Below are 23,961 nucleotides of genomic sequence, written 5' to 3' on the forward strand. Positions count from 1 at the left end.
ACCTTATTAGTTTTAATGTTTAAGTTGACGCTTGTAGCGTATGATTTAGTTTCCATTGGAATTTGCTCCGTACATTTTTGCGAATTGATTACTCATAGCCTGATGCTTGGTGGAAATTCTCACCGTGGTATCAGGATCACGAGTTTCGTTACCCAAAAGCTGGGTAAATAAGTTTGACGTTTTTTGATCCTCCATTTTCTTTTGGATCAAAGCGGTTAATCTAGTAAGTGAATTTGGCGAGTTGCGTTTAGGCGTGTAAGTGCCTTCTAACTCTTTTTTGGCCTCCTCTTGTTTCTCTTTAGTAAATTGCATTTGCGCTATTCGTGCCTCGCGCTCTTTACGCTTCTGAGCAGCACGTTCAGCGGAATAAATTTTCATGCGGTGCAGCGCATCAAACCAGCTTTTATGCTCAAAAGCCTCCGACTGCGATTCATTTAACTCTGCGGTATAAATAACGCCATCCCAGCGATACCAAATACGCATGGTAGATCCGTCAAAATAGCGAATATCCAGCTTTTTAACTTTGCGGTTTTTATTGTCAGTCAACCAACCTTGAGACGCAGCAAAATTACATTTGTAATAAATACCATTGTATTTAATTCCCTGTGCTGTAGTTGTTGCTGAACCAGAGGGAAGCAGCTTATATAAAACCTCCTCTTTGGTTCTAACCATACCGCGCCCACCATTCATGTAATGCTTTAAGCCAAAGTTCCAGACTTCGCGACAAGTCGCACCGACTCCTTGCTCAGACATAGCTTTGTCATGTAGCCGCGCATTAAACACATCGTTATTACGAATTAATGTGTTCGTTATCAATAGCTGGATAAATTTGTCTTGGGTGTAAACAGCTAAATTAGACGCGTGCTTTTCACCCTTTTCAGGTAGACGCTCGACATAGCCCGGCATAAATTGAATAACGTCATTCTTATCTTGCTGAAACCCGCCTTCTACGGTGCCCTTGCGACTTCCTGAATATATCTGGGTATAGTTGATGCAACTTATCCCAAATTTTTCTTCCAGCAGTTGCTTCATATTCTTACTAGGGTATTCAACACCGTTGTCGATGGTGAGTTCACTACACACATGGAAACATGGCCAGTCTTCAGCGTTAATTTCAATTCCATAACGCTGACAGAACTCAACTTTATCAGTGAAAGCGTTGTACAAAGCTTGTAGTACTCCTTCCCAATTAGGACCACCAATGCCGACATGAAACCCAACAACCATCCCTGAGAAAGTATCAACGACCCTGTAAACCGTTGGCCTGCCAGAAGACAATCTGTACTCTGTAAAATAAGGGAATAATAAGTAAACGTCTTCGATGGTGGCATCTACTTCGTACCTGAACGCAGGCCCTTTAACACCGTCACGCGCTCGTCCTAGTCGGCTTTCAAATTCTTTTAGATATTTCTTCTCACCTTTGTTTAACCAATTAAGTTTGTGCTCATTTTCTAAGTGTTTAACGTAAGAATAATATTGGTCATAACTGATGCATTCAGATTCAGGCAGTGGCACTCTAATCACAGACTTTTCACCAAACTCATCAATTATTACCTCTTCCTTTGTTTGGTAGTAATAATCGTAGATTTGATACATTTTAGTATGTGGATACTTGTCGAATTTACGCTTACCTAATTTCTTAAGGTGTTTCTCAATTAACTTGTTGTCGTATTCTGTGCGTGCGCGGTAATTAGTATTGTCAGACTTTCGGCCTTTTTTACATGTGATATCCGATACTTTGGCTGGCAAGACAAAACTGCTTCCGCAATAACGATAATTCGGAAACATGGCGTTAAAGCAGCCTCCACGCATAAAGTATTGGCAAAGTAGTCGAGATATATGCTCAGCTTTTACTCCTGTTTCTCTACTACGCTCAACAATGATTTGATTGCCTGATTTGCTGTATAGATACGCCAATCGTTTTGCTTCATCCTCGACAATTGGACGAATTAACTCATAGTTTATTGTCGCCTGCTCAATGCGCTCTTCTCTAATTTCAGCCTTCTTTTCAGTACTTTTGCTTTTTGGCAGGTGTAAGCCATTTTGATATTCATACCCGTCAACAATGTATTGATAATCATCAATCATCTCGATGAAATCACCAATTTCCATCCATTTCGGTTTACTTTGATGGCGACTAGGTGTTGGACGTTTAGGGCTTTTGGTTCTAGCTCTGCGTTTAGCGACTGCTTGGGTTAAATCAAAAAAAGCAATACGATCATCTTGAACATCAACAATAAGGTAGTTCAGTGAGCCTGACTCGGTATAAACACGACTATGTTTGTTAAACACGCTTAAGCCACCTCTTTAAATGGTGGTTCTTTCAGCGCTAAAGGCTCGAAAATTTTGATTGGGCGCTCTAAATCAGCCGGGATCAACTGTGACCATATCCCCCATTGAAATAAAGCAAAACCATCACTGAAGCTAATTCCAAGCTTTCGTGCCGTTAACTTTATCAGCTCGTTAATATGTGTATCAGGGCGGCAAAAAGCGATGTTGATAAATTCATAAGTGAATTTTTCAGCATGATGTACAAACTCATGGCGGTACTCCGCACTCTTTCTGGCCCAAACAAGGTTATCAGCATGGTTTTTAGATATGTTGAGATCTGTCTCAACATGAAACGGAATGCCTTTTTTTTCATAATACCGCTTTTCTAACTCCAACTTTTGCAGTGTGCGAGTGATCGAAATCGGATGCTTCGTTTCTGTTAAAAACGAAGCGATTGGTTTATAGGTTCGAGCAACCTTTATAATTTCGCCTGTTTCAAAATCAACTTCAGTACAAAACAAGTCGGAACTTAAAACACACGCTTGACCATCTTCGTCAACGGGGTACTTGATCCCCATTTCAACAGACAAATTAATACACAGCTCTAAATCGTACAGTGGGAATTGTTCATAAAAGCTCACCGTTTCTGGTTGTGCTTCCCGAACAAGTCCTAGACGCTTCTCACCATCGCTTAAAAAGTGGTGTTTTAAATCTGATTTTATGCCTGAAAAAAAATGCCTACGCGTACCTTTTGGACCGGACCATACTTTGATCAAGGGTTCATATTTCCCCTTGGCTAATTTTTTAAGCCAAGTTTCAATGATTGAAGTTGCTTTGTTTAACTTGATTTGCATTTGCTATCTCTAAAATTCGTTTATTTTTTAGAAATAGCAGTTGATCATGTGGTTTGCAATTAGGATTAGTAAATATAAATTATTGGTTTTTATAGATATTTTTATATTTATTAATTAATCAGTAGAGTTTTCATCAACTGTGAAGAACATATAGTTTTAAATTTTTCAATGACATAAATAAGTATAATTAATATAACTAAAAATATCTATACTAGCTTTAGTATACAATATTTAGTTATATGCAAATCCAGTTATGTAACAAACAAATCTAACCAAAAATCCGTACTGTCGGGCAAATCTCCTTGCTTATTTATCTAATTTATATAAATTAGATAAATTACTATCGAAAAGAAGAATAGTCTTATGAACGAGCAAGCGATCTTCGAGCATATCAAACAAGCATTAAGTGATGCGCCACGCAATCAATACACCACTGAAATGCATCTGCAAATGATCAAATACGCTGATAGTTTAAAAAGCATGACTGCCAAAGAATTTTGCGAAGGCGTTGGCTTAAAACCCAGTTTTGGCACTGAATTTTCTAAAATGCGTAATCTCACTCACCGTTTAAAAGCAGCAGGCTTAAACACCGACTTGCTCTAACCGCTCAGGCACAAGGATTTAAAGGAACACTCATGGCAATTAAAAAGACAGAACTGTATTCATCATTATGGGCAAGCTGTGACGAACTGCGTGGCGGTATGGATGCCAGCCAGTATAAAGACTACGTACTAACCATGCTCTTCATGAAGTACGTTAGTGATAAATACAAAGGCGACCCATACGGCATGATAGTGGTGCCAGAAGGTGCTAGCTATGACGACATGATAGCCGCCAAAGGCGATAAGGAAATTGGCGATAAAATTAATAAGATCATCGCTGCGCTTGCAGAAGAAAACGACCTTAAAAGCGTGATAGACGTCGCCGACTTCAATAACGAAGATATGCTGGGTAAAGGTCAAGACATGGTAGACCGCCTCACTAAATTAGTCGGTATATTTCAAGACTTAGACTTATCTTCTAACCATGCTGGCGGTGACGATTTATTAGGTGATGCTTATGAATATTTGATGCGTCATTTCGCTACTGAATCTGGTAAATCAAAAGGCCAGTTCTACACGCCATCTGAGGTTTCTCAAATACTCGCTAAAGTGGTGGGCATTAAAGAAGATACGCCACAAGATGCCACTGCGTACGACCCTACCTGTGGTTCAGGTTCATTGTTATTAAAGGCCAGCGACCAAGCAGAGCGAGGTTTAACCCTTTACGGGCAAGAAAACGACAAGGCCACTAGCGCACTTGCCCGTATGAACATGATCTTGCATAACAACACCACTGCCAAAATATGGAAAGGCAACACACTTGCCAACCCACAGTGGAAAGATGCCCCTAATCAATTAAAAACATTTGATTTTTCGGTTGCCAACCCGCCATTTTCAAATAAAAACTGGACCAGCGGCTTAACGCCAGAAAACGATTTATATAACCGTTTTACGTGGGGTATTCCACCAGAGAAAAATGGTGACTACACCTTTTTACTGCACATCATCAAAAGCTTAAAAAGCACAGGTAAAGGCGCGGTGATCTTACCGCATGGTGTGTTATTCCGTGGTAATGCTGAAGCTACTATTCGTGAAAACCTGATCAAACAAGGTTATATCAAAGGCATTATTGGTTTACCTGCTAACTTATTCTACGGCACGGGTATTCCAGCCTGTATTATCGTGATTGATAAAGAGCACGCGCAAAAAGCGGTGACTAGTTTTAATGAGGGTGATGCAGAGTTACCAACCGTATCAGGCCGACCAATCTTTATGATTGATGCCAGCAAAGGCTTCATTAAAGATGGCAACAAAAACCGCCTGCGAAGCCAAGATATTCATAAAATTGTTGATGTGTTTAATAAAGGCATCGAGCTTGAGCGTTTTAGCCGCTTAGTGCCCATTGATGAAATTGCCGCGAACGATTACAACCTTAATATACCGCGTTATATCGATTCCTCTGAGCCAGAAGATTTGCACGATTTAAGCGCTCACCTGCAAGGTGGCATTCCAAACCGAGATATCGATGCCCTTGAGCACTACTGGCAAGTATTCCCAAGCATCCGAGCTACATTATTCAAACCAGCACGTGACGGTTACAGTCACGGTATGATTGAAGCAAGCGCGGTTAAAAGCAGTATTCTTGCTCATCAAGAGTTTAAAGACTTTGCCAGCCGCAGCTTATTGCCATTTAAGAATTGGATACCAGAAGCTAAATTAAAAGAAATTAAAGTAGGCGATAACCCGAAAAACTTTATCTTTAACATTTCAGAAAACTTATTAAATAGCTATGCCAATAGCGACTTATTAAGCAAATACGATATTTACCAAATCCTTATGGATTACTGGGCTGATACCATGCAGGACGATGTGTATGTATTGGTACAGGACGATTGGCAAGCAGGTAATACCCTTCGTGAACTTATTGCTAAAAAAGGTGAAAAGCTTAAAGAAGCACCTGACTTAATCATCAATAAGAAAAAGTACAAAGCCGAGATTATTCCACCTAGCTTAATCGTTTCACGTTATTTTGCTGACGCACAAACTCAGGTTGATGCGCTGCAAGCTAAGCAGGATGAGGCAACTCAAGCATTAGAAAGCTATTTAGAAGAGCATGGTGGTGAAGATGGCTTATTAATTGAAGCCATCAACGATAAAGACAAAATCACCAAAGCCAGCGTTGCGGCTAGAACAAAGCTAGCAACCGATGCTGATGAAGTTAAAGCGCTGAAACAAGCAACCAAGCTGTTTAACGCTGAAGCGGCTGCGAAGAAAGCAGTGAAAGAAGCGCAAGAAGCTCTGGACCTAAGCGTATTCAACCAATATCCAAAACTTGATGTTAGTGAAATAAAAACACTGATTGTCGATGACAAATGGTTAGCCACTCTAAAAGCCAATATCGTTAGTGAAATTGAACGTGTAACCCAGCAAATGGCAAACCGGGTTAAACAACTGGAAGAGCGCTACAGCGCGCCATTGCCAACCCTTTCCAACTCAGTTGGCGAGTTAAGCGATAAAGTCGCAGGCCACTTAAAAGCAATGGGATTGGAGTGGTCATTATGAGCGTAATTGAGCAAATAGTTCCTGACGGATATAAACAAACTGAAGTAGGGGTGATTCCTGATGATTGGGGCGTTTCGTCTTTTGATGATATTTCTTCGCTTATTGGCGATGGTATACATACAACCCCGAACTATGACGAAAATGGTGACTTTTATTTTGTAAACGGGAATAACTTGATTAATGGCTCCATAAGCCTTGATGGTAATACCAAGAAAACAAATCTAACTGAATATAAAAAGCACAAAAAACCTTTAGACCAAAAAACATTGTTATTATCAATTAATGGAACCATTGGCAACGTAGCTGAATACAATAATGAATCTATAGTGTTAGGTAAAAGTGCAGCTTTTATAAACGTCAAAAAAGGTACTGAAAAGAAATATATTTTCTATGTTTTAGGCTCCCACAGAACAAAGCTGTCTTTCTTTGACGGTTTAACTGGTTCTACTATCAAAAATTTAGGACTAGGAACAATTAGAACAACATTATTGCCTCTTCCTCCTAAAAAAGAACAAACCGCCATTGCCAATGCCTTATCCGATGTTGATGCGCTATTGACAGAATTGGAAAAGCTGATCGCAAAAAAACAAGCGATTAAAACCGCCACCATGCAGCAACTGCTCACAGGCAAAACCCGTTTACCGCAATTTGCCACTTACACCGAAGGCGAAAAGCAAGGCCAGCCAAAAGGCACAAAACCCAGCGAACTAGGCGAAATCCCTGAGGATTGGGATGTAGTTTCTATAGCTAAGTTAACTAAAAATATTATTGACTATCGAGGACGCACTCCCAAGAAGTTAGGTATGGATTGGGGAGGTGGTGACATTGTTGCGTTATCTGCCGGGAACGTGAAAAAAGGTTACATCGACTTCGAAGAAGAGTGCTATTTAGGCTCAGACGAGCTTTATAAAAAATGGATGAAAAATGGCGATGTTGAACAAAATGATATTGTTTTCACTATGGAAGCACCCTTAGGTAATGTCGCTCTGGTTCCAGACTCAAAACGTTATATCCTCAGCCAACGAACCATATTGCTACAACTCAAAAGAGAAGAATATGAATCAACCTTCGTCTATCAGTTAATGATGTCTGATCAGTTCCAAAAACTGCTTAGTGATAGTGCAACAGGCTCAACAGCTCAAGGTATCAAAAGAACCCGTTTCGAACAGTTACTCCTTTGCTTACCTAGTAGCAAAGAAGAGCAAACCGCCATCGCTACCATCCTATCGGATATGGATAACGAAACCCAAACCCTTGAACAGCGCCTAGCGAAAACCCGCCAAGTCAAACAGGGAATGATGCAGGAACTACTTACAGGGCGCACGAGGTTGCCATTTTGATTTGCACAAATTGCGTTTACCACAACTCTTTTCAAAGATTCGTGGATAGTACAGGTATAAACTCAGAATGTAGTTACTGCGGCAAAGAAAATATATGTGTCGAAGATGAAGTATTAGACCAGTTTTTGTTAGGCAAAGTGCATGATATTTTAGTTCCTGTTAACGAATTATCCGACTACCAACAAGCGATGATATTCGAATGTGGTAGTGATGAAGTCAGTCTTTTTGAACTACTCGAATTCATTGAAACGCATGTCCCAATAGTGAATGGGACTTATCTTGAGGGATTACTCGAAAGACAACCGAATGATACCGATGATAATGGCAGACCAATTTTATATACTTTGGATGATGGAAATCTTGAAGACTTGAATGATTTTGAAAACCGTTGGTTTGATTTTATTAACTCTATTCAGCACAAGAAACGATTTTTCAATAAGTCAGCATTTTCTTTCTGCAAGGATCTATTTGGAACAATTATTAACGAAGACAAACTGCTACCTTCCCTAGTAATTGATTTACCAATCACGCAATCTCTTTACCGCGCAAGGATTGGTTATAGCGTTGCAGATATCGAACTCATTAGTAAAAACCCTATAAGTCAGTTAGGCGCTATTCCTGCTAATCTGGCTAGTTCGCAAAGAATGACACCAGCAGGAGTCTCCGCTTTTTATGCCGCCTTCGATCGGAATACTTGTATTAGTGAATTAAGACCAATTGTTGGCGATCGCGTAGTTTCTGGTGAATTTCGTCCGATTAGAGCTTTAAAGCTTTTGGATTTGAACGCCTTGAAAGATATACAAATTGATGACGATATATTCTCCGATAGATGGAAGGTTCTATCTCATGCTTATGCATTTTTTCCTGAGATGACCTTCAAGCTTACGCGCCCATCCAGTCGTCACAATCAACATGATTACTTAGCGACTCAAGTCATCTTCGAATTTCTCAGCACTGAATTTGGTTCTCAAATTGATGGAATTATTTATCCTTCGATTCAAACCAACGGTGATAGTCACAATGTGGCCTTATTCCCGGAACATTCTCTAGCAAACAACGGAACTATATATCTCGATAATGCAGATCCTTTTCAAGAAGATAATGCTGCTTTGTTTTTTGTTCCGGAGTCAATCAGATTTCATAGAGTTAGAAGTGCAAGCTATAACGCAACGGAAGAAGATAACTCGGTAATGCTAACAGCGGGTGATACGGTTTTAAAGCGCCTATTTCCAAGAGAAAGGTATTGAACATGGCGTTGCTTATTAAGGTACGAGTGCATGGCTGAATGTAATACTCTATTTAAAGAACATTACTTTGTAGGTTGGGATGTCGGTGGCTGGAATTGCGCTAGAAACCGTAATAGCCGTGATGCTTTAGTGATCCTCAATAGTAAAAATCAAATTGTTGGTGCGCCTTGGCGCGGAAACTTATCACCAACCATTAATTCGGCAAACAACCAAACTGATTTTATTACTTCACTATTTTCGCTCTGCCAAACTGAATGTTCTGGTGGTCACATTACCTTTGCAATAGACTCGCCCCTTGGATTTAGTGAACATTTTTATGACTTATTGACAGGGAAATTTGTAGATTGTGATACCGCTAATGCGCTAAACCCTTATCTATTTAGGTATACAGAGCGCTTTTTAGCTGAGTGGGGCTACACACCTCTCTCCCCGATTAAAGATATGATTGGTAGTCAGGCGACAAAAGGTATGCACACCTTGGCTAAATTTGTGCCTGATATAAAACAAACTGGCGTGTGGCAAAGTGATAACATCACCGCAATTGAAGCTTATCCATCTCCATGTGCTCAGTCCGCCATTATTGATAAATTGCAAAAAAATGCTGGGCTTGATTGGCGCATTAATGAAATTGGAGAAGAACAGTTAGTCGATCACCGCTTACCAACACAAGATCATATTGATGCATTTACCTGTGCATTAATTGCCAAATTATTTGTTGAGCAGCCAGAGGTACTTAGGTTCCCTGATGACCTAACGCCACATAAAGAGGGATGGATTTTCCTCCCCACAGATTGCTTTAATGAAAAGAATAGAAAAGAGCACTTTTTGATTAGTGAAGAATAACAAGGATGAAGCCATGAGTAATGTCGGTCAATTAGAGAGAAAAACCCAAAACCGCGTGGTTAAGTTTTTTACAGAACAGCTTAATTACGATTACTTAGGTAATTGGGAATACCGTGAAGGTAACAGCAATATTGAAAAAGACTTGGTGACTAAATGGCTTAAAGGTCGTGGAATTTCTGATGCTCTGATTAACCGTACATTACGCCAACTTGATACTGCCGCAGCGCTTGGTGAAGGCAAAAAGCTATTTGATGCCAACAAAGATGTTTATCGCCTACTCCGTTATGGCGTAAAGGAAAAAGAAGGCGCTGGTGAGCAGAACCAAACTGTTTGGCTAATAGACTGGAAAAACCCAGAAGCTAACGACTTTGCCATTGCTGAAGAAGTTACCGTAAAGGGTGAATTGAAAAAGCGCCCTGATATTGTGATTTATGTTAATGGCATTGCACTTGGTGTAATTGAATTAAAACGCTCTTCAGTATCTGTCAGCGAAGGTATTCGCCAAAACTTAGACAATCAAAAGAAAGCGTTTATTCGTAACTTCTTTACCACTATGCAGCTTGTAATGGCAGGTAATGACTCCCAAGGTGTTCGCTACGGCACGATTGAAACATCTGAAAAATATTATCTCGAATGGAAGGAGCCGGAAGGCGCTGGTTGCTTACCGCCTGCGGAGATAGCAACAAAAACACCGTTAGATAAACATGTCGCACAGCTATGTGATAAAAAACGCTTCTTACAGCTTATTCACGATTTTATTGTTTTTGATGCAGGGGTGAAGAAGACCTGCCGACACAATCAATACTTCGGCATCCAAGCGGCACAGAAACACGTTAAAACGCACGATGATGGCATTATCTGGCACACGCAAGGTTCTGGCAAAAGCTTAACGATGGTTTGGCTTGCCAAGTGGATACGCGAAAATGTAACGGATTCACGGGTGCTTATTGTTACTGACCGAACCGAATTAGACGAACAAATAGAAAAAGTATTCTCTGGTGTTGATGAAGAAATCTATCGTACCAAAAGTGGACGGGATTTAGTTGCCACACTGAATCAACCTAACCCTTGGTTATTTTGCTCACTGGTACATAAGTTTGGCCGTAACGGCGAAGCAGTCACAGAAGAAGACGATGATGAAGCAACAAAAGATTACCTTGAAGCATTAACCAAAAACCTACCAACTGACTTTGCTGCAAAAGGTAACTTGTTTGTATTTGTTGATGAGTGTCATCGAACTCAATCGGGCAAGCTGCACGAAGCAATGAAAGCCCTGTTTGATAAAGGAGAGGGGCCTGAAGCCATGTTTATCGGCTTTACAGGTACGCCACTGATGAAAAAGGACAAGAAGAAGTCCTTGGAAGTCTTCGGACCATATATTCACACTTACAAGTTTGATGAAGCCGTAAGTGACGGTGTGGTGCTAGATCTGCGTTATGAAGCAAGAGATATTGATCAGCATTTAACCTCAGAAAAAAAAGTAGACCAGTGGTTTGAAGCTAAGACTAAAGGACTTTCTAACCTTGCTAAAATGCAGCTCAAACAAAAATGGGGCACCATGCAAAAAGTGCTATCTAGCAAATCTCGCTTAGAACAAATTGTTAGCGACATTTTAATGGATATGGAAATCAAACCTGCACTGATGTCTGGTAGAGGCAACGCCATGCTTGTGTGCGCTAGCGTCCATCAAGCATGTGTTGTTTATGATTTGTTTAGTAAGACCGATCTTGCAGGAAAATGTGCAGTAGTAACCAGTTATCAGCCAGTCGCAGGCGCTATAAAAGGCGAAGAATCTGGTGAAGGTTTAACTGAAAAGCTATTTAAATATGACACCTATCGCAAGATGTTAGCTGAGTACTTTGAGCAAAGCGAAGAAGAAGCCGCGAAACGTGTTGAAGAGTTCGAAAAAGCCGTTAAGAAACGATTTATTGAAGAACCGGGTCAAATGCGCCTGCTGATAGTTGTAGATAAGCTGCTCACTGGCTTCGATGCCCCTTCTGCTACTTACCTTTATATCGATAAAAAGATGGCTGACCACAACCTATTTCAAGCGATATGCCGAGTAAACCGACTGGATGGTGAAGATAAAGACTACGGTTACATCATCGACTATAAAGACTTATTCCGTTCACTTGATAAAGCCATTAAAGATTACACAGCCGAAGCCTTTGATGGTTACGATGCTGACGATGTTAAAGGGCTTTTAAAAGATCGATTACAAGAGTCACGCGCTGATTTAGATAATGCGCTGGAAGCAGTACGAGCGTTGTGTGAGCCAGTGAAAGCACCTAGAGATACTAAGGATTTTATCCATTATTTTTGTGGTGAATCTGGTGTTGAACCTAAAGATGAAAATGAGCGAACTGAAAAAGAGGCATTGCGTTTAACTCTATATCAATCAGTCGCTAAATTAATTCGCGCATACACCAACCTTGCTAATGAAATGGAACAAGCTGGTTACACCTTTGAAGAAGCCGAAAATATTAAGAAAGAAGTCGCGTACTTCGAAAAGGTGCGTGATGAAGTCAAACTCGCCAGCGGTGATTTGCTCGAAATGAAACGTTTTGAGCCTGCGATGCGTCATCTATTGGATATGTACATTCGAGCTGATGACAGTGAGTTACTGATGGATTTTGAAGAGTTAGGCTTGATTGATCTAGTAGTGAACAACAACGGTAAAAGTTTAGAAGATTTACCTGAAGGCTTGCGTAATAATGAAGATGCAATGGCTGAAGCTATTGAGAATAACGTAAGAAAAACTATCGTTGATGAAAACCCTGTAAACCCTAAATACTTCGACAGCATGGCAACGTTGCTCGATGAAATCATTAAGCAGCGAAGAGAACAAGCCATTAGCTATCAGGAATACCTTGAGCAGATCAAAGCTCTAGCCAATAAAGTGGTTAATCCAAGTGAAAATACCGCGCAAAACTACCCTACGTCTGTTGATACGCCAGCCAAACAAGCAATTTATGACAACTTAGGTAATGATGAAGTACTTACTACTAAAATTGATACCGCTGTTCGTTATACCAAGAAAGCTGATTGGCTTGGAGATAGGTTCAAGGAACGTGAGATAGCCAACGCAGTGCGAGAAGAAGCGGCTGGTTATAACATCAATATTGTTGATGTGATGGAGCTAATTAAAGCTCAGAAGGAATACCATTAGTGCGCCATACTAAAAGCAATGCTCAAAGCGTTGAAGTAGTTCGTATTGGCGATATTGATGTAGAGATAAATCGCAGAGCTATTAAAAACATTCACTTAAGCGTACTACCGCCAAACGGCAAAGTACGCTTGTCTATTCCTGAAGGAACGAGTGAACAGAAGATCAGGCTGGCAATTGTTAATAAACTGGCTTGGATCAAAAGACAGCAAGCTGATTTTTCAGGCCAAGAGCGCCAATCAATACGAGAAATGGTTAATGGTGAATGCCACTACCTATGGGGTAAGAAATACCGCTTAAAGCTTGTTGAGGCACAAGGGAAATACGTAGTTACCGCAAAAGGCAACGGTAATTTAGTATTAGCAGTTGCAGAAAATACGTCAACCGACAATAAGCTCAAACTGCTTAACCGTTTCTATCGAGATGAAATGCAGCGCTCAGTTGAGAAATTATTACCTCAATGGGAAAAAAAACTAGGTGTAAACGCTGGTTCTATCAACATCAAAAAGATGAAAACCAAATGGGGAAGCTGCAATATTCAAGCTAAGCGTATATGGCTTAACCTCGAACTTGCTAAGAAGCCACCAGAGTGTATGGAGTTCATCCTTGCCCACGAGCTAGTTCACTTGCTAGAACGCCACCATAATGAGCGATTCAGATCTTTCATGGACAAACATATGCCCAACTGGCGTGAGCGCAGAGACTTACTAAATAGCTTGCCTCTGGCCTATGAGGATTGGAGTTATTGATTGTCTAAAACGATCATAGATCTCAATAAGGTTAGTGGAAGCATTTGTACTTCCATTTCATTAGGTTTGGTTTGAAACTTCACTTTGATATTGATGTTATACAGTAAAGAAATAATTTTAGGTAATTCTTGCTGTTTAAAAGCGCCAGAAGGAATAAGAATACAATCAATGTTATTTGCCGATAACATAAGCTCTACTTTATGGCTCAACGTTTGTAACCCAATTTTATCAAGCTCAAAACACTGAGGTAAAAGTCGAACTTGAAGTTGTGGTGATTTGAGCAAATCAAGACAAAAGCGTTTGACGCTTGAGTAAGAAGATTTTTGAGTATTTAAAGTTTTCATGATTCCACCTTTCAAATTAATGACACATTAAATTTATTAGATGAAAAACCAAGTTCGCACAAGTTACAGATACGTATAACACGCTGTTTTAAAAGGATTTAATAAACATAAAATTATATGCTTATTTTTATGTTTATTAATTTACAAAGATTAGAACTACTTGAAATATATGCAGTAATTGATATAGATATTTTTAGTTTTATTAATAAATTATCGATATTGATATAAATAATTTGCTAAAAGTCTTTTTCATTTTTTTTGAAAAAATCAAATTAGCCTTCGATTTTGAGGCAAAAAAAAGCGGATCATTAAGATCCGCTTTTCAATTTTGTTCTTAATCTGAATTAACCAACTTAATTAAGATAACCATCTTAATTAAAACGTTAACCCACTTAATTACATGATCACATCATTCAAAAATTAGTCGCGATATGTCTCTACCGCTGGGCATGCACATACTAAATTACGGTCGCCGTATACGTCATCGATACGCGTAACAGTTGGCCAGAACTTGTCTTTAGCAACGCTTGGCACTGGGAATGCAGCGTAAAAACGGTCGTACGCACGGTCCCATTCGTTACCAAGTACGTCAGCTTGTGTATGCGGTGCAAACACAAGTGGGTTGTTTTCGATTGACCATTCGCCAGAGATTACTTTATCGATTTCGCCTTTGATTGACACCATTGCTTCGATAAAGCGGTCTATCTCGCCTTTTGACTCAGACTCAGTTGGCTCTATCATCAATGTGCCCGCTACTGGGAACGACATAGTGGGTGAGTGGAAGCCGTAATCTTGTAGGCGCTTAGCGACGTCCATTTCAGTAATGCCTGACGCTTCTTTCAATGGGCGTAAGTCAACAATACATTCGTGAGCAACGCGGTTGTTGCGGCCACGGTATAAAATTGGGAAGTGCTGGCTTAACTCGTGCGTTAAGTAGTTAGCGTTCACAATCGCCATTTCTGTGGCTTGTTTTAAGCCCTCTGACCCCATCATGGCAATGTACGCCCATGAAATAGGTAAAATAGCGGCTGAGCCGTAAGGCGCTGCCGATACGGCACCGTTGTTAATGTTTGTACCTGGTACGTTAATTACGCTGTGGTTTGGCATAAATGGCGCAAGGTGCGATTTAACACCAATTGGGCCTACACCTGGGCCGCCGCCACCGTGTGGAATACAAAACGTTTTGTGCAAGTTTAAGTGCGATACGTCTGAGCCAATAAAGCCCGGGCTTGTTACACCCACTTGCGCGTTCATGTTTGCGCCGTCCATGTAAACTTGGCCGCCGTGCTCATGAATAATGTCACATAGTTCACGAATGGTTTCTTCGTAAACACCATGGGTAGATGGGTATGTGATCATGGCACACGACAGGTTTTCAGACACGTCTTCAGCTTTCGCTTTTAAGTCTTCCATGTCGATGTTGCCGTTTTTATCACAGTTAACCACAACAATTTTCATGCTCGCCATTTGTGCCGACGCTGGGTTAGTGCCATGCGCTGAGCTTGGAATTAAACAAACATTACGGTGTGCGTCCCCTCGTGACTCGTGGTATTTACGAATGGCAATTAAGCCTGCGTATTCACCTTGTGCACCCGAGTTTGGCTGAAGTGAAACCGCATCGTAACCCGTAATGTTAACTAGCCAGTCGTGTAGCTCGTTAATCATTATTTGGTAACCTTCTGCTTGGTCTAGCGGGCAGAATGGGTGAAGGTTTGCAAACTCAGGCCATGTAACTGGGATCATCTCAGCAGTCGCGTTTAGTTTCATGGTGCATGAACCTAACGAGATCATTGAGTGGTTAAGCGCTAAATCTTTGTTTTCAAGGCGCTTAATGTAGCGAAGCATGTCTGTTTCGCTGTGGTAGCTGTTAAAGTTTGGATGCGTTAATACTTCGTCATCACGTACTAAACTCGCTGGAATAGAGTCGCTACCGTTTGCTTCAATATCGGCTGCTATATTGTCTACGCTTAGGCCGTGGCCTTCACCTAATACAATATCAAATAGCTCGGCTACATCGGTGCGTGTGGTGGTTTCTGAAACCGAAATTGAGTATTCGCCGTCGTGGTTTGTAGCAAAGTTAACGCCTTTGGCAAGTGCTCGTGCTATTACGTCGTCTTTGTTGTCGCCAACAATTGTTAGCGTATCAAACCACGTGCTGTGCTTAAGGGTGATGCCTTTGGTTTTTAGGCCAGCAGCTAAAATATCAGCAAAGCGGTGTATACGCTGCGCGATAGTTTTTAAGCCTTGTGGACCGTGGTACACCGCATAAAACGCCGCCATGTTGGCAAGTAGTACCTGCGCTGTACAAATGTTTGAGTTGGCTTTGTCGCGGCGAATGTGTTGTTCGCGCGTTTGCATTGCCATACGCAGTGCGTCGTTACCTAAACGGTCTTTAGATACACCAATAATACGCCCTGGTAATGAACGTTTGTATGCGTCACGTGTTGCAAAAAATGCAGCATGTGGACCGCCGTACCCCATAGGTACACCAAAACGCTGAGCCGAACCTAATACTACGTCGGCACCTAATTTACCTGGTGCTTTTAATAGTAATAAACTCATAATGTCGGCTGCCACACAGGCAATCGCTTTTTTGCTTTGTACGCCGGCAATTAGGTCGGTTACGTCAACTATTTCACCCGATGTAGATGGGTATTGGAATAATGCGCCAAAAATATCGTGGTTAACAGCGTCGGCCGCTTTACCAATAATGATTTCAAAACCAAACTGCTCTGCACGGGTGCTTACTACGTCAATAGTTTGTGTGTGTACGTCGTCGGCAATAAAAAAGGCATTGGCTTTTTTAGCTTTAGACACACGTTTTGCAAGGCCCATTGCCTCGGCTGCAGCGGTTGATTCGTCAAGTAACGACGCGCTTGCTAAATCAAGGCCGGTTAAATCTAGGGTCATAGTTTGGAAGTTTAGTAACGATTCTAAACGCCCTTGTGCAATCTCTGGCTGGTACGGCGTGTACGCTGTATACCAACCCGGGTTTTCAAGTACGTTACGTAAAATTACGTGCGGTACGTGCGTTGGGTGGTAGCCTTGACCAATGTACGATTTGAAAACTTTATTTTTGCTTGCTACTGACTTTAAGTAGCTTAGTGTTTCAACTTCAGTACGGCTTTCGCCAATGCTTAGCGGTTGCTCTAGGCGAATGTTAGCCGGTACAGTTTGATCGATCAGCTCTTGTACACTCGATACTTCAAGAGCGCTCAGCATATCGCTTACTTGCGCGGGGCTTGGCCCTATATGGCGGCGAATAAAATCTTGCTTTTGCTCTAACTGCTCAAGAGATTTGGCGTTTGACATGTGTCTAGATTCCTATGATCCTAAATACTAATGGGTAACTAGTATTAATTAAAATATATGATGATTTAACGTCAAAATGGTATGGAAAATTGGCGATAAAATCATAAAAGCCCCATCAAACATAAAACGGGGCTTTTGAGTATCAATAAAGAGTGATTAGTCTTCGTCGATAGTGTGCGAGTAACCTTCAGCGTCTAATAGGTTGTCTAGTTCAGACTCATCAGATGCTTTAACACGGAATAACCAACCATCACCGTACGCGTCGTTGTTTACTGTTTCAGGTGCGTCTTCTAGCTCTTCGTTAATGGCAACAATTTCGCCGCTTATTGGTGCGTAGATGTCTGATGCCGCTTTAACCGACTCTGCTACTGCACAATCTTCGCCTGCGTCTACTTCATCGCCCACTTCAGGCAATTCAACAAATACCATGTCACCAAGTAGTTCTTGTGCGTGCTCTGTAATACCTACAGTAAAGGTACCGTCACCTTCGTTGCGAACCCACTCGTGTGAAGAAGCGTATTTTAATTCAGTAGGGATATTGCTCATTATCTTGTTCCTTTGGTTATGATACCAATCAAATTAAATATTTAACCAATCTAGCGGTCTAAATAAAGCGCTAACATCGTTATTAATTTATCAGGTAGAACAACTACATATCAAAATTAATGCCTTGTTATCACTCTATTTATCCGTCGCTGTAAGTGGCTAATAACTCAACATAATTGGTATTATTGGGTGATAACACCAAATTTAAATTATTGATTTACCGTTACGTACAAAGCTAGGCTTCACTACTTTAACGTTAACTAATTTTTTGCGCATTTCTACTTGAGCTGTGTCGCCTGTTGAACGTGGAACACGTGCAAGGGCTACACTAAAACCAAGTGTAGGTGAGAAAGTACCTGAGGTAATAACCCCTTCCCCACCGTCAACAATTACTTTTGAACCGCTACGCAATACGCCTTTTTCTTCAAGTACTAAACCAACAAGTTTGTCGGTGCTTTTTTCGGCGCGTTGTTTAACCAGTACGTCACGACCAATAAAGTCACGATCTTCTGGTTCCCATGCAATAGTCCATGCCATGTTAGCGGCAAGTGGTGATACACTTTCGTCCATATCTAGGCCGTAAAGGTTCATACCTGCTTCTAAACGTAGCGTGTCACGTGCACCTAAACCAGCTGGCGCTACACCTGCATCTAGCAGTTGTTGCCATAAATCGGCTGCTTGGTCGTTTGGTACTACAATTTCGTAACCGTCTTCGCCAGTATAACCCGTTGTAGCAATAAATAAATCACCCACTTGAACACCAAAAAACGGCTTCATACCTTCAACTGCTGCTTGTTGCTCTGCATTTAAAAGCGTGCCTGTTTTTTCGCGTGCGTTAGGGCCTTGTACTGCAATCATTGCAAACTCTGGGCGCTCAGTCACTGTAACGGCAAAATCGCTCGATACATTAGCTAAATGCGCTAAGTCTTTTTCGCGCGTAGCCGAGTTAACCACCAAGCGGTAAAACGTTTCGCTGAAAAAGTAAATAATAAGGTCGTCAATTACGCCGCCTTGCTCATTAAGCATGCCGGTGTAAAGTGCTTTTCCTGGTACGGTTAATTTAGCCACGTCGTTTGCTACAAGCTTACGTAAAAATGCTTTAGCTTGGTCGCCTTCAATATCAACAATGGTCATGTGTGATACGTCAAACATACCTGCATCGTTACGCACTGCATTATGTTCTTCTATTTGTGAGCCGTAGTTGATTGGCATTTCCCAGCCATGAAAATCAACCATTTTTGCGCCCGCTTCTAGGTGCTTAGCATGTAGTACAGTTTTAGAAGTCATAACATTCCTTCACGTTTTAAATTAACCCTTAATGGGCGTGGCTTAAATTAAAAACAGGCAAACATAGCTATGTTTACCTGTTGATTGTTTTGTTATGCGGCCTGATTTTGCATGACAGCAAAACCTTGCGTTTGCATATAGCTTTGCCATTTTTGTAGCTCTGGCGCTTTAGCTATGAGCACAAAATGCTGCTCATCTTTGTTATCAATTGCGGTAATAAATACCTCGCCGCTTTGCGCACCGTAGCATAGTTGCGTGTCAGATAATCGTAATCCGGGTGTTAACTTAAAGGCATCAACTAACGTATCAAAGGCGTTTTCCCCGCTTAAGGTAAAGCTGGTTAAGTCGGTACGAATAACGTAGTCAATATCAAAACGAAGCTGTTGTTCGTTTATAAGTGACTGTAATTGCAGGCTTGCGCTGTGGGGTAATACAAATCGAAAAGCGGTTTCGCTAAAATAATACACGGCGTAACTAAAGTCAGAATAAAAGTCGCCATCTAATGTGCCTTTTAAACCTAAACCGCTGGCCGTTAATTTTGTTAAATCGTGACCTAAAATACTGCTTAAAAATACAGAAGCTTCGCTGCCGCTAAAATCCATTACAACTGTGCTGTTATTTGCTTGCAAAGCATTTATAACCGCGCTGTTGGCGTTGCTGTGGCGGGCAAACATTATTGGGTTAAAAGTCATAACAAACACCTGTGTATTTTTAATCTCAAAATTATATTGCGCGGGGTCTGTAACAACAAATTGTAATTATTTATCAATTGATAAATAATGCTTATATATGTGGCCACATAAATTGTAATTTTAAATATGAAAAATATATCAACCGACAGTTTACGTACCTTTGTAATGATTGTAGATGTAGGCGGATTTGCCAAAGCGGGCGACTTTTTGGGGCTTTCGCAACCTGCGGTAAGCTTACAAATAAAGCGTTTAGAAGATGTATTAGGTTATAAACTATTTAAAAAGCAAGGTCAGCGCCAAGTACTAAACCAGTACGGCGAACTATTATTGCCCATGGCAAAACAAATGATGCAATACAACGATGCCATTTTGCAGCAATTTACCTCAGAGAGCATTACCGGAAAAGTACGTTTAGGCATACCGAGCGAATTTGCTGCGCGTATACTCCCTTCTATTATTGGCGACTTTGTGGCGCTGTACCCAGAGGTATCGCTTGAAGTTAAATCGCGTTTAAGTAAGCATTTATTATCGGCTTCAAGGCAAGACCAATTTGATTTAGTTCTTGCGCTAAACGAGCAACTTACCTCAAGTAAATTTCCTATTTTTATGCAAGACCAATTGGTATGGGTGGGCGATTTAAACCAAGCACAAAACCAAGTGGTTACCTTGGTAACCGCGCCAGAGGGATGTATTTATCGCCGCCGTGCTACCGATGCGCTTAAAAATGCCGGCATAAAATACCGCATTGTATATAGCAACGCCGACTTAACGGGGCTTATTGCGGCATTAAAAGAAGGGCTTGGCATTACAGTACTTGCAAAAAGTACCGTACCCAGTGAGCTTAATTACCAAGTATACACTAAATACCTACCTACACTGGGCGACATTGGTATTAGCTTGGTTAAAAGTTCAGGTGAGTCTGAAAATGCGGTAGATAAGCTTGCTGAGTTTATTGCCTTGCGTTTAGGCTAATAAAACACACACTCAACTTTATACTTAGCTTCACGATTACAAAACAATACAAAAGATATAAAAAAGTTAATTAAGTTACATAATATATGTTTTTAGTTCTAAAAAAATGAATACCTTTATACTAAATAATATTGATTCGCATTCGTTAACGTGTTCAAATTACGCCAATTTAGATAATCAACGTGATTAGGACAAAAATGAACCCTAAGTTTTTAGTATCTACTCTTGCAACTGCGGTTGCTTTGTCTTTTACAGCCACTGCAATGGCTAAAGACACCAGCGATAAAGAACAACGCTTTGAACAAATTACAGTTATTGGCTCACAGCAAGCTATAAACGACATTCCAGGTTCGGCTACTTTTATCTCTGACGAAGAACTTCAAAAATTTGAGTTTACCGATATTTCGCGTGTTTTAGCGTCTGTTCCGGGTGTTTACGTTCAAGAAGAAGATGGCTACGGCCTTCGCCCTAACATTGGTATGCGCGGTACTGGTACCGGCCGTAACGATAAAATTTCTGTAATGGAGGATGGTGTATTAGTCGCACCAGCCCCTTATTCTGCGCCTTCTGCTTACTACTTCCCGACTATGGGTCGTATGGAAACAATTGAAGTATTAAAAGGTGCTGCCTCAGTTAAGTATGGTCCTCGTACTACAGGTGGCGTTTTAAACTTACTTTCTCGTAGCTTACCAACCGAGCCTAATAGCTCTAAAGGTATGGTAGATGCAGCCCTTGGTAGCGATGGCTACTACAAAGGTCACGCATACTTTGGTAAAGAAAAAAACAACACGTCTGGCTTGGTTGAAGTATTTACTTACGGCGCAGACGGTTTTAAAGAGCTTCCTGTTGGCAGCGACAACACGGGTTTTGAAAAAACAGATTTACTATTAAAATTTGGCCATACGTTTGGTCAAAACGATGCACATAACATTGAGCTAAAAGTAAAATACTCTGACGAAACATCAGACGAAACTTACATGGGCTTAACTGACGAAGATTACAAAGCAAACCCTAATCGCCGTTACGCTGCATCACAAAACGATGAAATGAATACTCGCCATAATGCTTACCAACTAAACTACGCGTATCGTTTTGGTGAAGGCTACGAATTACTTGCAACCGCTTACCTAAACGATTTTCATCGTAACTGGTATAAAGCAAGCAGTGTAGGCACAAGCACGCTTGAGCAATACAGCGACTTTGAAGCAAACCCAACCAGCGAAGGTATTGAAGGTATTGGTGTTAAAGCTAACAACCGTGATTACCAAGCAAAAGGCATTCAGTCTGAATTACATATTCCTGCAGGCGATCACTACATTACTGTAGGTGTGCGTTACCACGAAGACGAAATGGATCGTTTTCAATGGCAAGACACATACACGCTTAATCAAGACCTAAGCATGACACTTACATCGCAAGGTGCTCCAGGCTCAGATAGCAACCGTGTAGACAGCGCAAAAGCAAGCACGTTATTTGTTCAAGACGAATGGACACTAGACGCGTTAGTTATTAATGCAGGTCTTCGTTACGAAGACATTACCATTACGCGTGAAGAATGGTCTAAATCAGATCCAACTCGAAGTAATGGCTTAACTAAAGATATTTCTAACGATACTGAAATTTTAGTGCCATCGTTAGGTGCCACTTACACACTTAACGACAACGTAACGTTACTTGCCGGTATTCAAAAAGGTTACGCTCCAGCGGCACCGGGTAATGCTGACCAAGAAGAAGAAGAAAGTGTAAACCTTGAGTTTGGCTCTCGCTTTAATATAGATAGCTTTAACGGTGAAGTGATTGCGTTTTTCTCTGATTACGACAACATGCACGGTAACTGTACTGCGGCAGTAGGTTGTAGCGACGAAAACATTGGCGACCAATACAACTACGGTGAAGTAGAAGTATCGGGCTTTGAATTTAGTGCGAGCCGAACTTTTGCAACAGACGCTGCGCAATTTCCAGTTAAATTAACGTACACATACACCGACTCTGAGTTTAAAAACACGTTTGATTCAGAAATTTGGGGCTCGGTAGAAAAAGGCGATGCAATGCCGTACGTACCTGAAAACCAAGTTGCTTTATCGTTAGGCGCTGAGTTTGCATCGTTTGTTGTTAACAGCCAAATACGTTACGTGTCTGATTCCCATGCTGACCTTTCTGACTCAGGCTTAAATGCAATTGATAGCCGTGTAGTATGGGATTTAGCAGCTAAATACTTAATAGACGACAACCAAAAAGTATACTTAACGGTTGATAACCTGTTTGATAAAACGTACATCGCTAACCGTGCTAATGGCGGTATTCAGCCAGGTAAACCACGCAGTATCCAAATGGGCTACACATATAGCTTTTAAGTAATTGCTGAGTAAAACGGCTCGTTAGCTGAACCGTTTTACTCACGATATGCTAGCAAATAATAGATACAAAAAAGCCGAGATTATTTAATCTCGGCTTTTTTAATGCTTGAGCTCTGAGCTAGAGCAATTTAATTATTTGCGTTACGTTGGCGTAATACTTCAAATAAACAAATACCGGTTGCAACCGATACATTTAAGCTAGATACCGACCCTGCCATTGGAATTTTAACCAATACATCGCAATGCTCACGCGTTAAACGGCGCATCCCCTCGCCTTCTGCACCCATAACAATGGCCATTGGGCCTGTTAAGCTTGCATCAAATACATGCGTGTCGGTTTCGCCGGCGGTGCCAACTACCCATACACCCGCGTCTTTAATTTCACGCAGTGTACGTGCAAGGTTAGTAACCTGAATAAGGGGCACTGTTTCTGCTGCGCCACACGCTACTTTTCGTGCTGTGCCGTTTAGTTTTGCCGACTTATCTTTAGGAACAATAATCGCGTGAACACCTGCCGCATCTGCACTACGCAAGCATGCACCTAAGTTATGTGGGTCGGTTATGCCATCAAGTACGAGTAAAAATGGAGTTTCTTCACGCGCAATGATCACATCTAAATCTTTTTCGTTGTACGTTGGCGCCGCTTTTACGTTAGCAATAATGCCTTGATGCTGCTCGTCTTTAGACTTGTTATCAAGCGCTTTACGCTGCATAAATTGTACTGAAATACCAAATTTACGTGCTTCATCAATAATCGGTGTTAAGCGTTTATCATCACGGCCTTTAAGGGCGTAAATTTCTAAAAATCGCTCAGGCTCTTTTGCTAAAATTGCTTCAACAGAGTGAAAGCCAAAAATTAATTCATTACTCACGTATT

Annotated in this window: 17 protein-coding genes; 9 read left to right on the forward strand and 8 right to left on the reverse strand. The window is 41.1% G+C overall.

The window, feature by feature from the left end:
* Window positions 1–45: 45 nt before the first annotated feature.
* Both ACFI34_RS16155 and ACFI34_RS16160 read right to left on the reverse strand, forming a co-directional pair.
* Window positions 46–2,292, reverse strand: coding sequence for a hypothetical protein (locus tag ACFI34_RS16155; RefSeq protein WP_462674225.1), 2,247 nt, complete (start codon window positions 2,290–2,292; stop codon window positions 46–48).
* 2 nt (window positions 2,293–2,294) lie between these two features.
* On the reverse strand, window positions 2,295–3,125 hold the full coding sequence (locus tag ACFI34_RS16160; RefSeq protein ID WP_462674226.1) for a TnsA endonuclease N-terminal domain-containing protein: 831 nt from the start codon (window positions 3,123–3,125) through the stop codon (window positions 2,295–2,297).
* A gap of 363 nt (window positions 3,126–3,488) precedes the next feature.
* Between ACFI34_RS16160 and ACFI34_RS16165 the strand changes: the two genes are divergently transcribed.
* Genes ACFI34_RS16165 through ACFI34_RS16195 form a run of 7 tightly spaced genes read left to right on the forward strand, consistent with a single transcriptional unit; the run spans window position 3,489 to window position 13,574 of the window.
* Complete coding sequence (locus ACFI34_RS16165) at window positions 3,489–3,728, forward strand: HTH-like domain-containing protein (protein WP_462674227.1); 240 nt, start codon at window positions 3,489–3,491, stop codon at window positions 3,726–3,728.
* A 32-nt stretch (window positions 3,729–3,760) separates the two neighbouring features.
* Window positions 3,761–6,229 carry a type I restriction-modification system subunit M gene (locus ACFI34_RS16170; protein WP_462674228.1) on the forward strand — a complete coding sequence of 823 codons (2,469 nt, stop codon included), beginning with the start codon at window positions 3,761–3,763 and terminating at the stop codon, window positions 6,227–6,229.
* Window positions 6,226–7,569, forward strand: a complete 1,344-nt coding sequence (locus ACFI34_RS16175) for a restriction endonuclease subunit S (RefSeq protein ID WP_462674229.1) — start codon at window positions 6,226–6,228, stop codon at window positions 7,567–7,569. The genes ACFI34_RS16170 and ACFI34_RS16175 overlap by 4 nt, the downstream gene beginning before the upstream one ends.
* A gap of 41 nt (window positions 7,570–7,610) precedes the next feature.
* On the forward strand, window positions 7,611–8,816 hold the full coding sequence (locus ACFI34_RS16180; RefSeq protein WP_462674230.1) for an RES family NAD+ phosphorylase: 1,206 nt from the start codon (window positions 7,611–7,613) through the stop codon (window positions 8,814–8,816).
* Window positions 8,817–8,846: 30 nt separating this feature from the next.
* Window positions 8,847–9,659, forward strand: a complete 813-nt coding sequence (locus tag ACFI34_RS16185) for a hypothetical protein (protein ID WP_462674231.1) — start codon at window positions 8,847–8,849, stop codon at window positions 9,657–9,659.
* Between the two features lie 13 nt (window positions 9,660–9,672).
* A complete protein-coding gene (locus ACFI34_RS16190; protein WP_462674232.1) occupies window positions 9,673–12,828 on the forward strand; it encodes a type I restriction endonuclease subunit R in 3,156 nt (1,051 codons plus the stop codon).
* Window positions 12,828–13,574 (forward strand): M48 family metallopeptidase, encoded by a 747-nt coding sequence (locus ACFI34_RS16195; protein WP_462674233.1) that lies wholly within the window; start codon window positions 12,828–12,830, stop codon window positions 13,572–13,574. The genes ACFI34_RS16190 and ACFI34_RS16195 overlap by 1 nt, the downstream gene beginning before the upstream one ends.
* Here ACFI34_RS16195 and ACFI34_RS16200 read toward each other — a convergent pair.
* The 5 genes from ACFI34_RS16200 to ACFI34_RS16220 form a co-directional block, all read right to left on the reverse strand.
* Entirely contained in the window at window positions 13,568–13,918 is a 351-nt protein-coding gene (locus tag ACFI34_RS16200) for a hypothetical protein (RefSeq protein WP_462674234.1), read from the reverse strand. The two genes, ACFI34_RS16195 and ACFI34_RS16200, sit on opposite strands and share 7 nt — an antisense overlap.
* Window positions 13,919–14,338: 420 nt before the next feature.
* Window positions 14,339–17,230, reverse strand: a complete 2,892-nt coding sequence (gene gcvP / locus ACFI34_RS16205; protein ID WP_462674235.1) for an aminomethyl-transferring glycine dehydrogenase — start codon at window positions 17,228–17,230, stop codon at window positions 14,339–14,341.
* A gap of 156 nt (window positions 17,231–17,386) precedes the next feature.
* Window positions 17,387–17,776 carry a glycine cleavage system protein GcvH gene (gcvH, locus tag ACFI34_RS16210; RefSeq protein WP_462674236.1) on the reverse strand — a complete coding sequence of 130 codons (390 nt, stop codon included), beginning with the start codon at window positions 17,774–17,776 and terminating at the stop codon, window positions 17,387–17,389.
* Between the two features lie 204 nt (window positions 17,777–17,980).
* Window positions 17,981–19,063, reverse strand: coding sequence for a glycine cleavage system aminomethyltransferase GcvT (gene gcvT, locus ACFI34_RS16215; RefSeq protein WP_006794101.1), 1,083 nt, complete (start codon window positions 19,061–19,063; stop codon window positions 17,981–17,983).
* A 92-nt stretch (window positions 19,064–19,155) separates the two neighbouring features.
* Window positions 19,156–19,755 (reverse strand): hypothetical protein, encoded by a 600-nt coding sequence (locus tag ACFI34_RS16220; protein WP_462674237.1) that lies wholly within the window; start codon window positions 19,753–19,755, stop codon window positions 19,156–19,158.
* A 126-nt stretch (window positions 19,756–19,881) separates the two neighbouring features.
* Here ACFI34_RS16220 and ACFI34_RS16225 point away from each other — a divergent pair, with 126 nt between their 5' ends.
* A complete protein-coding gene (locus ACFI34_RS16225) occupies window positions 19,882–20,727 on the forward strand; it encodes a LysR family transcriptional regulator (protein WP_462674238.1) in 846 nt (281 codons plus the stop codon).
* Window positions 20,728–20,924: 197 nt separating this feature from the next.
* On the forward strand, window positions 20,925–23,081 hold the full coding sequence (locus ACFI34_RS16230) for a TonB-dependent receptor family protein (RefSeq protein ID WP_462674239.1): 2,157 nt from the start codon (window positions 20,925–20,927) through the stop codon (window positions 23,079–23,081).
* A gap of 131 nt (window positions 23,082–23,212) precedes the next feature.
* Here ACFI34_RS16230 and rlmB read toward each other — a convergent pair whose 3' ends face one another.
* Window positions 23,213–23,956 carry a 23S rRNA (guanosine(2251)-2'-O)-methyltransferase RlmB gene (gene rlmB / locus ACFI34_RS16235; RefSeq protein WP_006794097.1) on the reverse strand — a complete coding sequence of 248 codons (744 nt, stop codon included), beginning with the start codon at window positions 23,954–23,956 and terminating at the stop codon, window positions 23,213–23,215.
* Between the last annotated feature and the right edge of the window lie 5 nt (window positions 23,957–23,961).

The organism is Pseudoalteromonas sp. PSi26, from assembly GCF_054960575.1.

Excerpts from the sequence above, each read along its gene's own strand:
- gcvH (WP_462674236.1), bottom strand. The coding sequence starts at position 17,776 with ATGAGCAATATCCCTACTGAATTAAAATACGCTTCTTCACACGAGTGG.
- ACFI34_RS16175 (WP_462674229.1), top strand. The coding sequence starts at position 6,226 with ATGAGCGTAATTGAGCAAATAGTTCCTGACGGATATAAACAAACTGAA.
- ACFI34_RS16225 (WP_462674238.1), top strand. The coding sequence starts at position 19,882 with ATGAAAAATATATCAACCGACAGTTTACGTACCTTTGTAATGATTGTA.
- ACFI34_RS16185 (WP_462674231.1), top strand. The coding sequence starts at position 8,847 with ATGGCTGAATGTAATACTCTATTTAAAGAACATTACTTTGTAGGTTGG.
- ACFI34_RS16200 (WP_462674234.1), bottom strand. The coding sequence starts at position 13,918 with ATGAAAACTTTAAATACTCAAAAATCTTCTTACTCAAGCGTCAAACGC.
- ACFI34_RS16165 (WP_462674227.1), top strand. The coding sequence starts at position 3,489 with ATGAACGAGCAAGCGATCTTCGAGCATATCAAACAAGCATTAAGTGAT.
- gcvP (WP_462674235.1), bottom strand. The coding sequence starts at position 17,230 with ATGTCAAACGCCAAATCTCTTGAGCAGTTAGAGCAAAAGCAAGATTTT.
- ACFI34_RS16220 (WP_462674237.1), bottom strand. The coding sequence starts at position 19,755 with ATGACTTTTAACCCAATAATGTTTGCCCGCCACAGCAACGCCAACAGC.
- ACFI34_RS16190 (WP_462674232.1), top strand. The coding sequence starts at position 9,673 with ATGAGTAATGTCGGTCAATTAGAGAGAAAAACCCAAAACCGCGTGGTT.
- ACFI34_RS16170 (WP_462674228.1), top strand. The coding sequence starts at position 3,761 with ATGGCAATTAAAAAGACAGAACTGTATTCATCATTATGGGCAAGCTGT.
- gcvT (WP_006794101.1), bottom strand. The coding sequence starts at position 19,063 with ATGACTTCTAAAACTGTACTACATGCTAAGCACCTAGAAGCGGGCGCA.
- ACFI34_RS16230 (WP_462674239.1), top strand. The coding sequence starts at position 20,925 with ATGAACCCTAAGTTTTTAGTATCTACTCTTGCAACTGCGGTTGCTTTG.
- ACFI34_RS16160 (WP_462674226.1), bottom strand. The coding sequence starts at position 3,125 with ATGCAAATCAAGTTAAACAAAGCAACTTCAATCATTGAAACTTGGCTT.